The sequence below is a fragment of the Pedobacter hiemivivus genome, assembly GCF_005144565.1.
GTDB lineage: Bacteria > Bacteroidota > Bacteroidia > Sphingobacteriales > Sphingobacteriaceae > Pedobacter > Pedobacter hiemivivus.
In genome coordinates this window covers 54,515-69,961 of record NZ_SWDX01000011.1, presented here as the reverse complement: position 1 = coordinate 69,961, position 15,447 = coordinate 54,515, and the positions used below count along the sequence as shown (strand labels likewise).

The window sequence follows — 15,447 nt, the reverse complement described above, 5'->3', positions numbered from 1 at the left end:
TTAAAACAAAAAGCAAACCAATTAATCTTTGCGCTTGTAAATCGGCACGGTAGAACATGGCTCACCGTACATAATACTTTTCGCAACCGGGGTCAACAAATTGGTGATTTCTACGTAAGCAGCAACTGTAACGTCTATATCTGCACAACCCTTAATTACAACGCGTTCTCCTGCAAAGTCATCTAAATTTATTTTAGCTAATGCTTTGGTAAATAAGACCGCCTCCAATGTCTCCAAACTTCCAAATGAGACTTCATTGGCATAAGGCTTCATTTTAGTAGCCAACAACATATACGCCCAGGTTGGTACAATTGCATCTGCACTACAAATGACTGCTACATTTTTACCGGTATAGGCAGACCAGTCATTCTCTTTTATAAATGCTCTAAAATCCTTTTCTCTTAACATCAGGCCATGAAAAAGGTTCTCCTTTATGTCGTAGACAACACGTTCACCATGATTAAAATAATCTTCAAGGTTAAGTGTAATCAAACCACTTGCTGCCACTTTATTAACGAAATTTTCCTGAATATCCATGTTCTCAATATTATTAACCAGATCAAAACTGGCTTCAAAGCTAGTTAAATGAGATTCCTGATACCGGCCTTCACCGGCATAACGAACTCAAGATGACATATAACGCACAAAAAAGCCGGAAGCTGTTAGGCTTCCGGCTACAAAATTACGTAAAATAAGATTAATAGAATTTCACCCTATTGTCTTTTATCTTGCTTTTATCTTGTAATGCCTGGAATGCTGCACCTAAAGAGCGCTGAGCATTAGCAGCCATCATCGTTTCTTTTTGCTTGTAAGTGTTAGACAATGCAGCTGGATTGCTAAACCCATCTACTGCAAACACATATACGCCCATGTTACCATCAACTGGTTTTGAAACTTTTCCTGGCTGAGAACCGAATACAGATCCAACCAATTTATTTTCTTGAGATGCACCCGGAATAATTGGGTTAGCAAATACAATGTTCTCTACAGGATTAAGTTGCTTACCTAATTTTTGAGCCACCTGCTCAATTTTAGCTGCACCTTCTAAAGCTTTATTTGCTTTTTCTATAAGCATTTTAGCTTTAACTGCATTGCGAACCATTGGCTCAATTTCTTTTTTAACTGCTTCTAACGAAAGTTGACCTTTTGGCTTCACATCGGTTACATGAGCTACTACATAAGCATTGTCCATTTGATAAACCTCTTTCAAGATATCACCTTTCTCTGCTGCATAAGCATCACGGATCAATTGACGTGGGTTATCTAAACCTGGAGCAAAACCTTGAGTTGGAGTCACTTTATCTGCTACACCTACTGTATAACCACCTTTTTGCGCTAGTGCAGCAAAATTATCACCTTTAACTTCGTTTAGGAAGCTGTTTGCTTTTTTATAAGCTGCATCTCTTGTTTTATTACTAGAAACTAGTCCTTTCTCTATGTAAGCAAGCTTAGCTACTTTTGAAGAACCAATTTGTTTCTCGATTTTAATTAAGTGTACACCAAATTGAGAAGTCACCACTTTAAGATCACCCGGCTTGCCATTGAATGCTGCATTCTCAAATACAGGCACCATTTGACCACGGCTAAATGTACCTAAGTCGCCACCTTTATCTTTAGAACCATCAACGCTGTACTGACGTGCAAGGCTAGCAAAATCACCACCATTTTGAACCAATGTTCTCAATGAATCAGCCAATTTTATCGCTTTATCATTACCACCCATTTTAGATGGGTCAATTAAGATATGGCTTGCTTTTACTGAATCTGGTGAGAAACGAGTATCAATAACCTTAACTATTTTGTAAGAGTTACCTGAGAATTTAGGTCCATAAAAACTACCTGCAGGAAGGTTAAATACTACTGAATCAATAGCAGGATCCAATTTACCTTTAGACATATAAGTATAAGGAACTTTCACATCAGAGTTAACTGCTGCAAATAAAGAGTCATTTCCAGCGATTTTGAAATCAGCAGCCAATTTATCTACCTGCGTTTTTACTGCTGCAGAATCGGATTTCGTTGGGTTTACACTGAAAGCCACATATTCGAATGAACGAGTTTCTGTAGGGTTTTCAAAACGTTTTTTGTTTTCGTTGTAATAATCTGAATAATCAGACTCTGTTGGTTTTACAGTTGCATCAGGAATTGATGCATAATCCAACAATGCATATTTAAAACTTGCCAGTTTATTACGGTTCAGATATTCGTCATTTGCTTCCAAAGTGGTTACATAAATAGAATTGCTGATTAAGTTGGCATATTTTTTCTGTAATGCTTGTTTCTCGATCTCAACTTGCAAAAGATCCCACTGTTGTTTTAACTGAGGGTTTTTACCTTGTTCTTTCAGTGAGTTTATAATTTCAGCACGATTTACTTCGCCAGTTTGAGGATTACCGAAATACTGTACAATCAGTGGACTTGGATTTTTTCCTTGAAGCAAGTCAAACAATTCATCACCTGATACAATTAAACCTAAACGAGCATATTCCTTACCTAAAAGGACACTTGCTACTTCACCTTGCCATACATTATCTACAGCCATAGCTTGCATTTGCGCATTGCCGGAACCCCCATATTGTTGTTTAAACTGAGCTAAACTCTGGTCTACTTTCGGACCAAATTGATCTATGCTAATTTCTTCACCATCAATTGATCCTACAACTTTCTGAGATTCGGCCCAAAAAGGCTTCCCTACGTTAATTGCATCGCCAACTAAAAATGCAACAATTGCAAAACCGATGGCTCCTATCAAAATATAGCCAGCACGATTACGCAAAAATGTCATTAATCCCATAATATTCTTATTTATAATTCTTTTTTAAGAGCGCGCAAGATACAACTTTTGCGAAAAAAAGAAAACATTAAATTATTCGCCCAATTTTTCGTCTATATAAGTCTCACCGTAACCACTTCCAGCCGTGTAATAACTAAAGTCCTGAGGTGCGCTAAAGTTAACCGCATTGGCAAAAGAGCCATCAGGCCTGGTCACTATTCCTTTAGGTGAAAAAAACATTTGTTTATTCTGATCCCAGGTCAGCTCTTCTGTATTAAAAGTCAGCGACTGGTTCACTACAACCACATTTCTTTTAAAAATGGTTAGCTTTTCAGCCTCCTTCATAATGGCATAATCTGAAGTAATAGACCCAGTAATAGCCAGCTTGTCATCCAGAAATTGAATCTTTACGCCTTTTGGCATCTCCTGAAACATGGCACCACTTGCGGGGGTAATCTTATCCAGTACAGGGGCAAATCCTTTGGCCTTAACTTTTGCAGAATCACTATAAATAATCTCTACACCGAGGGTCCTGTTCGTATCCAGACTAACTTTTTTTGAAAGTTTTGCTACCTTTTTCAGATCATCATCGCCACATGAGCTCAGAGAAAGCTGAACAACACAAAGCATTGCTATACAAAAAACCATACCCGGACTTTTCATCCAGGTATGTGTATTTTTTAATGCTGATAAAGCTTTCATAAACTTATTATGAGTTCATTAGTCAAACTTGAATCGCTTAAACCAAGTATCGTTAAGTGTAATTCCTAAATGAAAATTAATATAATTTTCCTGAACCAGACCATTGGTCAATGTTCCTCTTCTACCCAGTTCCGTTGTAAAATTAAGTTTACTAACCGCAAATCTGGTATATCCAAGCGGAAGGCCTAGACCAAAAGTAACGGCCATTTGTTTAATATCCTGATCTTTTACATTGATATAGGTCTTATCATAAGCAAAACCTAATCTATAGTCTACTCTGTTAAAGTAACTTCCAATTGAGGTCATATCTGGCGTAAGCTGTCCACCTATTGAAGCTCCCCAGCTGTCATTAAGGCCGTTGTTCACCCCATCAATACTCAATTTAGACCAATTTCCCATTCTATAATCTGCACCGATCAACCATTTGTTATCTTTCTGTATGCTAATTCCAAAATTATGAACTAAAGGCAGTTTTAACTTTGCAGAACCGTTTTCAACAAAAATCGGCGTATCAATAGCTGTTCCTTCTTCTCCAGTGCTCTGTCTAAGATATCTTGTTACCAAAAACGTCCTTTTAGAGTTTATTGAAGATGGTGAAGAGCCTGAATAACCGATTGTGATGCGGCTTTTAAGGCTTAATGGAATCTCATATTGAGCGCCATAAGAGAAACCAATACCACCGATACTATTTTTTTCCTGTTGCTTGGTGTTCACAGATCCGATACTTTGTAGTTCTAATCCGCGGTTCTCCACCATGTTTCCAAAAATGTATTCTACGTTTACACCTACTCTAAAGTGATCACCAAATTGCTGACCAATTCCCATGTAAGCTTTTGTCAATCCACCTTCTCCGGAAAACAGCCTAGTCACGGAATTGGTATCATTGTCCAATTTTCCGGTATTGCTATTCTCATACCCAAGTTCTGTGTATGGCAACAAACCAAAGCTCAGTCCTGTACGGCCCGCTTTAATTGGAAAAGCAAGGGCTACATGGTTTAAAGTAGCATTAAAGCTACCTTCACTAGCGTTATCTCTCTTCAAAGTCTTAAGTGTTCCGGTCAGCCCCATATCAACTGTTGCTGATGTAATGCCCGAATAAGTTGCCGGATTCTGCATGTTGATATTGTTGAAATACATGCTAGGTTTGAAAACGCCTGTAGAGATGCCGCCCATTGCCCTAAACTGAGGCAACAACAACCCTTTAACATTTCCAAGACCATATCTCGAATATGGTGATTGTGAAGTAACCTGTGCCTTTACAGTAGCACTGGTTAACAAGATCATAACGGCTACTATATAATTAATTTTTTTGTACATATTCAAATGCAATAACTTCATTTAATCCTTTTAATACCAAATACGGATCATGTGTAATTTGAGGCGCAAAGATGCTGTTTTTTAATTGTTCTAGCAAAAAAGCTGCATTACCCCCTGTCAACAATACCGTCAGGCCTTTATTTTCTTTATTATAAGCCGATATGAAACCCTCGACTTCGTTTATTACTCCTTGTAAAACACCATTTTTAATCGCCGAATTGGTATCCGTACCTTTAGGTATTTCTGCCTCCTCCTCCCATTTTACCAATGGCAATCTGCCTGTAAAATGATGAAGCGCTTTAAAACGCATATCAATCCCTAAACTAATGCTCCCGCCAAAATACTCGCTATTGCTGTTCAGTAAATCATAAGTAATACATGTTCCTGAATCGATCATCAAACAATTTTGTCCGGGGTAGCAGCGATTGGCGGCTATTACTTTAGCCCATCTGTCTAAGCCCAGTGTAGAAAGTGTTTGATAATTATTCTTTATTCCCGTATTGATGCTGGTAGAAAATGGGATGTAATTTGTGTTTGATTGCAAAACATGAATTACGTCTAATAAATCTTCACTAACACTGGAAATAGATGAATTAACTATATGGTATTGTTTTATGAGGTTGATCAGTTCAGCAGGTACAATTTCTTTAAGAACCTGGTAGTTAACCATTGTTTTTTCATCAAAAACAGCCAGTTTACTATTTGTATTACCTATATCTATAACCAGATTATGCATTAACGGCTCCAAAGTTCATTGCACAAAGCTATCAATCTTTAGCTAGTTTCAAGGTCTCAAATTGTTAAAAAAAGTTAAACAAACAAAAAGTATTGAATGGCAAAAACCAGGATCAGGAACAGACTTTCATAAAACCATCTCTTTTTTGCATTTGAAAAATAATAAGCAAGCAATACGGCACCCGAAGGCACGCACAATAAGAAGTGATATAATCTGAAATCAGGTTTGGTATAAAAGCTGGCAATGCTAACGATGAACATAAAAAATAACAGCTGAAATGCTTTACGGGTGCTGATAAAGCTCCTGAAAAAATTCTCTCTCAATTGAAGTACCGCCAAAACCATCATGACCAAAACAGGCACCAACACTAAATAGTCGTTATAATTGATCTTAAAAACTGACGGAAATTTATTACCAAGTGGCAGCCATATCTTGTAAAACATGGACAAACTATCGTTCCAGTAATAAAATACACCTACAAAAAAGAAAATGGTTAAGAATCCCACCAAGCCAGATACCCACTCGCGCCAGTTAAAGGATCTGTATAGCAGTAAGGCCAGCCAAATCATCACCAGCATCACGATAAAGGGGAAGTAGATCAATGTTCCAATGGCGATGATCATCCCAATATCTAACATAATCATGATCGCATTTGGCGATTTGCCAATCTTCAAAAACTTATCCATCATCCAGATGACCAGAAAATTACAGATCAATGTAGGACTCAATACCAAAAAAGGCATAAATAAACTTGCGCCAGTAATGTACATCAGGGCGGGTAAAAACCCCGGGCGATTCAATAAGCCATGATTATTTACCATTCGGTTGAACAGAATGGCTTGGACATAAATCAAAATGCCTGCAAAAAAAACGTTGCTTACCGGAGAAAAGAAACTTTGTACCGGTATTTTAATAAAGAACCGGGTATAAGATTCTAAAAACTCGAAATTCAGTTGAGGTGGAAGGTCTGCAAAAATAGCCATGCGCATAAAAAAAGTATATGCGAATAGCAGGAGCAGGTTTATGGGGTTTAAATTTCTAAATTGATTGATCATGCCGCTTTACGAAAGCAAAGTAAAGCAAATTATCTGGCAAACTGCTTGACAACTTTATCAATTACGGCTGCCGTTTCATCTGGAAAATCAAACTGATGTTCCTGCGGCCGGTTTACCCAATCTTTAATTATTGGCAGCCAATTCTTATTGCTGGCCCAAATTACGGGCAGACCAAATTGTTTAAGGGCGTAAGCATTGCACTGTTGTTCGTACTGAAATTTCATTGGTGCAACCAACAATTTCTTTCCCAGGAAAAGTGCTTCTGCGGGCCCTTCAAATCCACCGCCTGTAAATAATCCTTCACAAGAAGCGAGACTTTTATTAAACAATTCGTTGTTTATTGGGCTAACATTTACATTCCCATCTACATAACTCTGCTTGCAATGTTTAGAAAACACTTCCCAGTTGACATGTGGAATTTGCTTTAGCAATGGAACCAGAGACTGATCATCTATTGCAGGTAAGTATACTGTATAATGGCCCAGATTGGTGGTCAGCATATTTCTGATCTCTGCTCTGATGACTGGTGTGTGAATAAAATCATCATACCTGTCAAAATGAAAACCTACATAATGTGTAGCTGGAGCATAATATTTCATCACCAACTGTGCCCAATCAATACTTTTAGGTTTTGGAACTCTGCGGGATTGAAAAGATGCCTGATGACTAAGGCCAACACTTTCTATCCCTTTGGTTTTACAGGCCCATGCGGTTACCGGCTCAAAATCATTAAGGATCAGATTATAATCTTTAAGGGGTATCTGGCGCATATCTTTTACAAATTGCGGCAGATCCATAGACTTCCAGGTTTCGTAATGATTTACACCGCCTTTTTTTCCAAAAATAAAACTAAAGCCATGCAGCTGATACTTTACTTCCTGGGTCAATTTCACATCTGCCTGTGTCCCGCTAATCAATAGATCCACATCGCCATATTGTTGTAATAGGGGCACAATCTCCCTTGCGCGACTAACGTGGCCATTGCCTGTACCTTGTATGGCATAAAGTATCTTCATCCGCACCGAATATCTGTAATTTTTAGGCTTTAGGCAATTTCTAATTTAATCTTTTGCAATAGGATATTGATATTGAGTTTGCTATGTAGGTCATCCCCGTCAGACAATTCTCCTTCTTCTACCTCATCCTTTTGAAAGTTTTCCTGTTCGTATTTAAAGATCTTCCAGGAGTTATCATAATACTCAAGTGCAGTAAGGTTTTCCACCCAATCACCACTATTCAAATAAGTTACCTCGCCATTCTCCGTAGCGATTGTTCTCATTTCAGGCTGATGAATGTGTCCACAAACTACGTATTCATATCCCTTTTCCGCAGCCAGCTCGGCCGCTGTATTTTCAAAACCATTGATAAACTTTACCGCGTCTTTAAACTTTGCCTTAATCCGTTTAGAGAAACTCATTTTTTCTCGTCCCATAAGCACCAGACACCAATTTACCATACTATTAATTAGGATGAGTGTATCATAGCCCACCGCTCCTAACTTGGCCAGCCATTTGGAATGCTGCATGGTGACATCAAATATATCACCATGAAAAAACCAGGCTTTTTTGCCATCTAACTCTACTACCAGTTTATTTTGCAAGTGAAATGTTCCCATATGCATATCTGCGAATTTCCGCAGCAGCTCGTCATGGTTACCCGTAAGGTAATAAACAGGCACGCCTTCTACCACAAATTTCATTAGCTTCCTAACGACTTTCATGTGGGTTTCGGGCCAGTATCTTTTGCTAAACTGCCAGATATCGATGATGTCGCCATTTAAAACCAGCATTTTGGGTTTAATACTTTTAAGGTATTTCAACAATTCCTTAGCATGGCAACCGTAAGTACCTAAATGTACATCAGAGATTACGGCGATATCAACTTCTCTTTTTGGCGTCATTCTTTTCAAGCAATACTTTTCTACTTTACAAAGATGCAAGCGTCAAATTAACAAGGCGTTAAGTTATCGTTAAATCCTTCAAAACCACATAAAAAAGAGGTTGCATCATCTTTTTTTATCGATGATACAACCTCTTTTTTCTACGTCCGTCATTCTGAACTTATTTCAGAATCTCGCACCAATTATTCAAAAACACCTCAGGAGTGATTCTGAAATAAGTTCAGAATGACGGACGCGTTATAATACACGCGCTCTCCTAAGCAGCTTTTTTCTTTTTGTTTTCCGTATAAAATGCATAGCCTAAACCTGCAACCAATAAAATTGATCCAATTAATGAGATCCACTCTCCTGTATAGTAAGCTACTGGCTCAAACTTAAATTCTACTTTGTGGTTACCAGCTTCAAGTTGTGCTGCACGTAACACGTAATCTGCTCTAAAATAAGGCTTCTTCACACCATCCACATACATGTTCCATCCTTTATCATAATAGATCTCAGAGAACACCGCGATAACGTCTGTAGGCGCACTATAAGTATACACAAGGTGATCTGGGTTGTAACTCTCCTGTTTAATCAGTGCGCCGGCACCTGGGCCTAAACGCTTCTCATCAATCATGTTTTTATACTTCACGTCAACAATCGCTTCTTGCTTCGGGTCGAAACTGCTAATTGCTTTCATTTCCTCATCAGCATCTTTTGCAAACTGAACATGTGGTACAATCCAGGCATGTCCCGCAGCAGTAGCATTACGCTGCATTTTGTAAGAACCGTTCTGCTGATCCTGAGTGATGATGTACTTGGTATTTAACATATCCAACACATCCTGATTGATGCTTTTAGAAAACTGGTGATCAATTAACTCCTGGTAGCGTTTTAATTTAGCCGCATGATATCCACCAATTGTTTTATGGAATGCTGAGGCACTCGCATCAGAGAAAGTATTAATGGTAAGGTCTAATACTCTAAAATCAGGATCTTTATCAGCAGCAATAAACGTATCTACATCTCTTGCTTGATAATGATTGGCTAAATCACTTTTGCTTGAAAAATTGGCATTGTTCAAATAACGACGATCCACTTGCCACATATCGATCAACACGGCTAAGGTCAATAAACCAAATGCCAGTTGCATATTCATTTTCTTCGTAATGAATGCCCAAACCAACACAAAACCAACTGCGATAAAAATGAATGAACGAATCGCATCTGCACGAGCTATAGAGATTCTGTCCTCGATCAATGCATTGGCAATTTTATGTGCCAGCGCAGCATTATTTTGCAAACTCTGCGTTAATGCCTGCACCATCTGCTGATGGTTTTCTGTAGTAAAACTGAAAAACAAAGTCGGTGCTATCGCCACGATTAAGGCAAAGCCACCTGTAATACCAGCAGACCATTGTAATTTTTTAATTAATATTTTTTGATCAATCTTACCGTCCTGTACCTCTTTCAAAGCAAGTATAGCTAGTAATGGCACCATCAATCCAACTACAGCTAAAATAGATTCAACGGCTCTGAACTTGTTGTACAATGGGAAATAATCGAAGAACAAGTTTGACAACATCGGGAAGTTTTTACCGAAAGACAATAGGATGAACAACACTGTTGTAGCCAATATCCACCACTTTAAGTGGCTCCTTACGATAAATAATCCGAATACAAAGAGGAAGCACATAATGGCCCCGAAGTAATATCCACCAGAAGTCCCAGGTTTTTCGCCCCAATACTGCTGCATATTTAAACTTTGTGCCAATTGCTGAATAGCCTGGGTAGTTTGGTTAGGATCACCACCTGTAACCTCTGATATAGCCTTGTACATATGGCTTTCAGGCTTAACTAATTCATTTATGCTGGTCGCCCCACCATATAAGTCAGGGATTAAAAAGGTAAAACTTTCACCAACGCCCTGACTCCAGCCAAAAGCATATTCTTTTGCCTTGGCATTGTTATCAGTACCACCTGCAGCCGGAGCTGTTAGGTTAGGTTTACCCCTATTGGTTTCTGCAGCATATTCAGCTGTAGTCCACAATACACTTGCATTTACCATCACAGCGACAAGCAATGCGCCCGCTAGCACTCCGATAGCCTTGCCTAATGCAGGAAGTGTTTTTGCTTTATAGGCATGGTAAATTTCGATTCCCATAAAAATAAGGACAGATAGGAACAGATAATAAGCCATCTGTATGTGATTGGCCCTAACCAATAAGGCGAGGAACAAAGCGGTCAGCGAGCCCCCAACCCAATATCGTCCACGTAAGGTCAGGATAAACCCTGCTATGATGGGCGCAAAAAATCCAATTGCAAGGGCCTTATTGTTGTGTCCGGCACCTATGAGCACAAAATTATATAGTGTAAAGGCAAATGCGATTGCACCTGCGGCGGCAAGCCATGGATTTGCTTTTAATACGATGAATAAGAAATAAGCTCCGGTTAACAGCAGTAAAACCGTACCGACCGGACTCGGCAGCGTGCTTGTTATAAATCTGATTCCGTAGGTAGCTCCATTGTAAGCATACTGAGTCCAAATCTGATAAGCTGGCATTCCACCAAACATTTGATTGGTCCATAAAGGAGCCTTACCGTCTTTATCCTTGTACTCCATGATCTCCTTTTGCATGGCCTTAGCAGCCACTACATCACTTTGAAAGGGAACCTTGCCTTGGAAGACAGGACTGAAATAGACGAAACAGATGATTACAAAAAATCCAAATATGGCCAGATGAATGCCATTCGCTTTTAACCAGTTATTCATTAAGGTTTGTTTAAGATTAAACTAACCCCAAACTTAGATAAAATGATTTATTTTTATCAGCGTACGAGAATTTTTTTAAAAAAAATATTTAGCGGAGTAAAGCGCGGCTATTTTACCTCTTCGTAATCTACAAAATCTCCAAGATTATCGGATTTCCCGGTCTTATCTTTTGGTGGCATATAATCAATGGAGATTGATCCTTCTGGTTTGGCATTCTGTTGTCTTGCCTGCTTCTCAGCCTGCCGCTGAACCTTGCTAAACAAGTTCCTCAACACCAAAGGAAATACCAAACGAATGATAACGCGGATGATGTAAAGTATTAGTAAAGTGATTAATATGAATTTTATAATTCCCATTTTCTTATTTTAACTTTTATAATAGACGGAGTTGAAATCTTAATATTACAGCACCGTTCTGTTTATTGCATAGCAATTACAATACCATGGGCTTAATTGTCATCCACAATAGCGGCTACCCTGCCTATTTGTCCATCTTCCAGCCTCACCTTAATGCCACGTGAGTGAAATGATGCCGAAGTAAGCAAATTTGCAACTATGCCTCTTGTTAATTTTCCGCTTCTCTGGTCCTTTTTAAGGATAATGTCCACTTCTAACCCTGGATATATATCCTGTCTGCTCTTTCCGTCCATTATACAAAGCTACGACTTAGCAAATCTTTCTTCAAACATTTTTTCCATGGCAAACATTTCATCCCGTAAACGGGCAGCCAATAAAAAGTCCATATCTTTTGCCGCTTTACTCATGTCCTTACGCGTTTTATCAATTGACTTCTGCATTTCGGCTTTAGTCATATATTGTACGATCGGATCAGCGGCCATGCTCACTTCATCTACTTCAACATAGGCTTTGGCACGTCTCGTCTCCCCCGAAGAGAAATCGAGCACCGAAGTTTGTTCGAGTATCGCTTCCCTACTTTTACCCACAGTTTTAGGTGTAATACCGTGTTCAAGGTTGTAAGCAACTTGTTTCTCTCTACGTCTATTGGTTTCCTCTATGGTACGGGACATGGAATCGGTCATCTTATCGGCATACATAATTACCCTTCCTCTATCATTTCTGGCGGCCCTACCAATGGTTTGAATCAGGGCACGATCTGAACGAAGAAAACCTTCTTTATCCGCATCTAAAATAGCAACAAGGGACACCTCCGGCAAGTCTAATCCTTCTCTTAACAGGTTAATTCCGATCAACACATCAAACTCGCCCAAACGTAGGCCGCGCAAAATCTCTACCCGTTCTAGTGTTTTCACTTCAGAGTGAATGTAACGAACTTTAATATTCAGTCGATCCATGTACTTGGTCAACTCTTCGGCCATCCGCTTAGTTAGGGTGGTGACCAATATCCGGTCGCCCATTTTAATGGTCTTGTCAATTTCATCCAGCAAATCATCAACCTGGTTAATGGCCGGACGCACCTCAATTAAAGGATCTAGCAATCCTGTAGGCCTAATCACCTGCTCGATAACGACACCTTCCGATTTTTGCAATTCATAGTCTGCCGGCGTTGCACTCACATAAATTGTTTGTGGTGCCAGGGCTTCAAATTCATCAAAATTCAGGGGTCTATTGTCTAATGCCGAAGGCAGACGGAAACCGTATTCAACCAGCGACAACTTCCGCGATCTATCGCCACCGTACATAGCTCTAATTTGAGGCACGGTAACATGGCTTTCATCAATCACCATTAGATAATCATCTGGAAAATAATCCAGCAAACAGAAGGGACGCATACCGGGCGATCTGCCATCGAAGAATCTGGAGTAGTTCTCAATACCTGAGCAATAACCCAATTCTTTCATCATCTCGATATCGAAATTCACACGCTCTTCCAGCCTTTTTGCTTCCAGCATATGCCTGTCGCCAATCAATTGGTTTTTGCGAACTTCCAGTTCTTCTTGTATCCCCCAGATGGATGAAGTAAACCTATCCTTAGGGGTAACAAACAAATTGGCTGGGTAAATGGCCATATCTTCCAGCTTTTCCAGTGTTTTCCCCGTCACCGGATCGATCACCGTTAGCTCTTCAATATCATCACCGAAAAAAGAAACGCGGTAAGCGCTATCCAGGTATGCTGGAAAAATATCTACTGTATCTCCTTTGACCCTAAACGTTCCTCGTTTAAAATCATTGGTGGTACGTGCGTATAAAATCTCTACAAGGCTATGTAAAAAAGAGTTTCTGGAAATCCTTGTCCCTACAGAAAAGCGGAATACTGATCTTGAAAAATCTTCGGGATTACCCATACCATAGATACAGGAGATAGAAGATACAACAATAATATCCCTGCGACCAGACATCAGAGCAGATGTAGTCCGCAGCCTTAATTTTTCTATTTCCTCATTGATACTTAAATCCTTCTCTATATAAGTGTTGCTGCTGGCAATAAAGGCCTCAGGCTGATAATAATCGTAGTAGGATACAAAATAGTTCACTGCATTTTCGGGGAAGAATTGTTTAAACTCTCCATAAAGTTGGGCAGCAAGGGTTTTATTGTGACTCAGAATTAGTGTTGGTTTTTGGGTTTCCTGAATAACGTTGGCAATGGTAAACGTTTTTCCGGAACCTGTTACGCCTAATAATGTCTGATAATGCTCATCGCTATTTACACCTTCAACTAGCTGTTTAATGGCAGTTGGCTGGTCTCCAGTGGGACTGTAATCGGAAACAATATTAAATTTCATCCGTAAAGTATATTTAAGACAGGCACTCCTGTTCTGAAGAACCTGGAACTATCAAATATAAGGATAATTTATTTTGGGCATAAAAAAACTCCCCTGGACAATCGTCCAAAGGGGAGCATATCATAGGGAGATATTTATATTTTAATGTTAAAAACTAGCGGATGTTTTGAGGTATGCCAGCTAGCTCAACGATTCTATTTGGAATCGGCAATGCATACTTCGGATGGTCTGGAAGCAGCTCATAAACTTTTCCGGCAACATCCCTTTTTAGGGTTATCCGGAATTCAGGTTCTTTGTTTAAGCGCTTTAAGTCCATCCAACGGGTACCTCTCAAGATCAATTCTTTTCTACGCTCTTCCAGAATCATTTTAAGTGCTGCTTTAGAATCAGCGACAGTTAAATCGGTAAACCCATAAATACGTTTTTTTAATAGTGTATTCAGATCTTTCATCGCGGCGGTTGCATTATCAACTCGAGCATAACACTCCGCGCGGGTTAAATACAATTCATCCGTTGCTACTCCTGTAAAGTAGGAGTAATCGCCAGTATAGCTTCCTCTAAATCCGACAGTACCATTTCTAAGCTCTTCGAAGAATAGATCTTTACGATAATCATCATCTGAATAAGCATCAAAAAACTCCTTAGCTATTCTAAATGTTAATGAAACATCTGTTTGAAAGAACATAATCATTTCAGGGCTATTATACCCCTCCATTGGCCATGGGTAGAATGAATCCAACGTTGCATAATCAACCAACTTATTATTAATCTGTAAAGCGGAATCGGCATATTTACCTGCAGTCGGATAATCACGCATCGCAAGGTAAGTTCTCGACAAATAAGCATACGCAGCTGCCTTAGAAGGACGCATTACATGAGCCGCCAGTCTAGGAAGTAATGGTAGAGATGCCTTCAAATCCTTCAAAATCTGATCATAAGTCTCTTTTACATTTGGCCTGGTTGTTTTTATATTAAAATTGGTCGTCCTTGTTAATGGAACCCCTGGGTCAGTTTCTGCAGTAGCAGGCTCATAAGCCTTAGCCCATATCAGGGCCGCCTCCAGAAAAACACGCCCTCTAAAAAACAAGGCAGTTCCTTTTACATTATCCCATTTATCCTTATTGCTAGCAGTTCTCGCTATGCCCTCTATACCCTCAATTACAATATTCGCATTGTAAATCTGACTATAACTGGTGCTCCAATCGTTCCCACCCTGCTCTTCAGACATACTATTGTCTGCCCAAGTATATAAATTTCTATTAAAAAGACTTAGCCCATTGAAATCTGCCGTAGTCTGGTAATAATCATCCGAACTCATAATCCCGGACATTGCCGTCGCTAAATTCATCTCAAAATTAGCGTCCATTAAAGTCTGATATTCTTCAGGAGTAGTAGGTATCAACAATTGTTTATCTGGTTTCTCATCCAGAAACTTTTTGCAGGAAGGGAATAGACTTGCCCCTGCAAGTAGCAAGATATATAAATTAGCTCTTTTCATTTTTTCGAGGTTT

Annotated in this window: 13 protein-coding genes; all 13 read right to left on the bottom strand. The window is 39.3% G+C overall.

All coding sequences use genetic code 11. From position 1 onward, the window contains the following. Nucleotides 1-21: 21 nt before the first annotated feature. Entirely contained in the window at nt 22-537 is a 516-nt protein-coding gene (locus tag FBD94_RS22100; protein WP_136881815.1) for a DUF2480 family protein, read from the bottom strand. Between the two features lie 160 nt (nt 538-697). Continuing rightward, nucleotides 698-2,794, bottom strand: coding sequence for a peptidylprolyl isomerase (locus FBD94_RS22095; protein ID WP_136881814.1), 2,097 nt, complete (start codon nt 2,792-2,794; stop codon nt 698-700). Nucleotides 2,795-2,866: 72 nt separating this feature from the next. Further along, a complete protein-coding gene (locus FBD94_RS22090) occupies nt 2,867-3,475 on the bottom strand; it encodes an LptA/OstA family protein (RefSeq protein ID WP_225874719.1) in 609 nt (202 codons plus the stop codon). An 18-nt stretch (nt 3,476-3,493) separates the two neighbouring features. Beyond that, nucleotides 3,494-4,813, bottom strand: a complete 1,320-nt coding sequence (locus tag FBD94_RS22085; protein WP_235884594.1) for an outer membrane protein transport protein — start codon at nt 4,811-4,813, stop codon at nt 3,494-3,496. Then, nucleotides 4,776-5,528, bottom strand: coding sequence for a type III pantothenate kinase (locus tag FBD94_RS22080; protein ID WP_136881813.1), 753 nt, complete (start codon nt 5,526-5,528; stop codon nt 4,776-4,778). The genes FBD94_RS22085 and FBD94_RS22080 overlap by 38 nt, the downstream gene beginning before the upstream one ends. Before the next feature lie 74 nt (nt 5,529-5,602). Next, nucleotides 5,603-6,511, bottom strand: coding sequence for a DUF6427 family protein (locus FBD94_RS22075; protein ID WP_235884593.1), 909 nt, complete (start codon nt 6,509-6,511; stop codon nt 5,603-5,605). A 101-nt stretch (nt 6,512-6,612) separates the two neighbouring features. Continuing rightward, the gene (locus FBD94_RS22070) at nt 6,613-7,599 is read right to left on the bottom strand and encodes a glycosyltransferase family protein (protein ID WP_136881812.1); all 987 of its coding nucleotides are present in this window, start codon (nt 7,597-7,599) and stop codon (nt 6,613-6,615) included. Between the two features lie 29 nt (nt 7,600-7,628). After that, entirely contained in the window at nt 7,629-8,483 is an 855-nt protein-coding gene (locus FBD94_RS22065; protein ID WP_136881811.1) for a UDP-2,3-diacylglucosamine diphosphatase, read from the bottom strand. 256 nt (nt 8,484-8,739) lie between these two features. Further along, on the bottom strand, nt 8,740-11,235 hold the full coding sequence (locus FBD94_RS22060; protein WP_136881810.1) for a YfhO family protein: 2,496 nt from the start codon (nt 11,233-11,235) through the stop codon (nt 8,740-8,742). A 107-nt stretch (nt 11,236-11,342) separates the two neighbouring features. Further along, entirely contained in the window at nt 11,343-11,591 is a 249-nt protein-coding gene (locus FBD94_RS22055; RefSeq protein WP_136881809.1) for a DUF4834 domain-containing protein, read from the bottom strand. Nucleotides 11,592-11,683: 92 nt separating this feature from the next. After that, nucleotides 11,684-11,884, bottom strand: a complete 201-nt coding sequence (locus FBD94_RS22050) for a YwbE family protein (RefSeq protein WP_090777975.1) — start codon at nt 11,882-11,884, stop codon at nt 11,684-11,686. Between the two features lie 9 nt (nt 11,885-11,893). After that, nucleotides 11,894-13,936 carry an excinuclease ABC subunit UvrB gene (gene uvrB / locus FBD94_RS22045; RefSeq protein WP_131609395.1) on the bottom strand — a complete coding sequence of 681 codons (2,043 nt, stop codon included), beginning with the start codon at nt 13,934-13,936 and terminating at the stop codon, nt 11,894-11,896. Between the two features lie 154 nt (nt 13,937-14,090). Further along, nucleotides 14,091-15,434, bottom strand: coding sequence for a RagB/SusD family nutrient uptake outer membrane protein (locus tag FBD94_RS22040; protein WP_136881808.1), 1,344 nt, complete (start codon nt 15,432-15,434; stop codon nt 14,091-14,093). Between the last annotated feature and the right edge of the window lie 13 nt (nt 15,435-15,447).

Excerpts from the sequence above, each read along its gene's own strand:
- FBD94_RS22085 (WP_235884594.1), bottom strand. The coding sequence starts at position 4,813 with ATGAAGTTATTGCATTTGAATATGTACAAAAAAATTAATTATATAGTA.
- FBD94_RS22060 (WP_136881810.1), bottom strand. The coding sequence starts at position 11,235 with ATGAATAACTGGTTAAAAGCGAATGGCATTCATCTGGCCATATTTGGA.
- FBD94_RS22080 (WP_136881813.1), bottom strand. The coding sequence starts at position 5,528 with ATGCATAATCTGGTTATAGATATAGGTAATACAAATAGTAAACTGGCT.
- FBD94_RS22075 (WP_235884593.1), bottom strand. The coding sequence starts at position 6,511 with ATGGCTATTTTTGCAGACCTTCCACCTCAACTGAATTTCGAGTTTTTA.
- FBD94_RS22065 (WP_136881811.1), bottom strand. The coding sequence starts at position 8,483 with ATGACGCCAAAAAGAGAAGTTGATATCGCCGTAATCTCTGATGTACAT.
- FBD94_RS22040 (WP_136881808.1), bottom strand. The coding sequence starts at position 15,434 with ATGAAAAGAGCTAATTTATATATCTTGCTACTTGCAGGGGCAAGTCTA.
- FBD94_RS22050 (WP_090777975.1), bottom strand. The coding sequence starts at position 11,884 with ATGGACGGAAAGAGCAGACAGGATATATATCCAGGGTTAGAAGTGGAC.
- FBD94_RS22090 (WP_225874719.1), bottom strand. The coding sequence starts at position 3,475 with ATGAAAGCTTTATCAGCATTAAAAAATACACATACCTGGATGAAAAGT.
- FBD94_RS22095 (WP_136881814.1), bottom strand. The coding sequence starts at position 2,794 with ATGGGATTAATGACATTTTTGCGTAATCGTGCTGGCTATATTTTGATA.
- FBD94_RS22100 (WP_136881815.1), bottom strand. The coding sequence starts at position 537 with ATGGATATTCAGGAAAATTTCGTTAATAAAGTGGCAGCAAGTGGTTTG.
- uvrB (WP_131609395.1), bottom strand. The coding sequence starts at position 13,936 with ATGAAATTTAATATTGTTTCCGATTACAGTCCCACTGGAGACCAGCCA.
- FBD94_RS22070 (WP_136881812.1), bottom strand. The coding sequence starts at position 7,599 with ATGAAGATACTTTATGCCATACAAGGTACAGGCAATGGCCACGTTAGT.
- FBD94_RS22055 (WP_136881809.1), bottom strand. The coding sequence starts at position 11,591 with ATGGGAATTATAAAATTCATATTAATCACTTTACTAATACTTTACATC.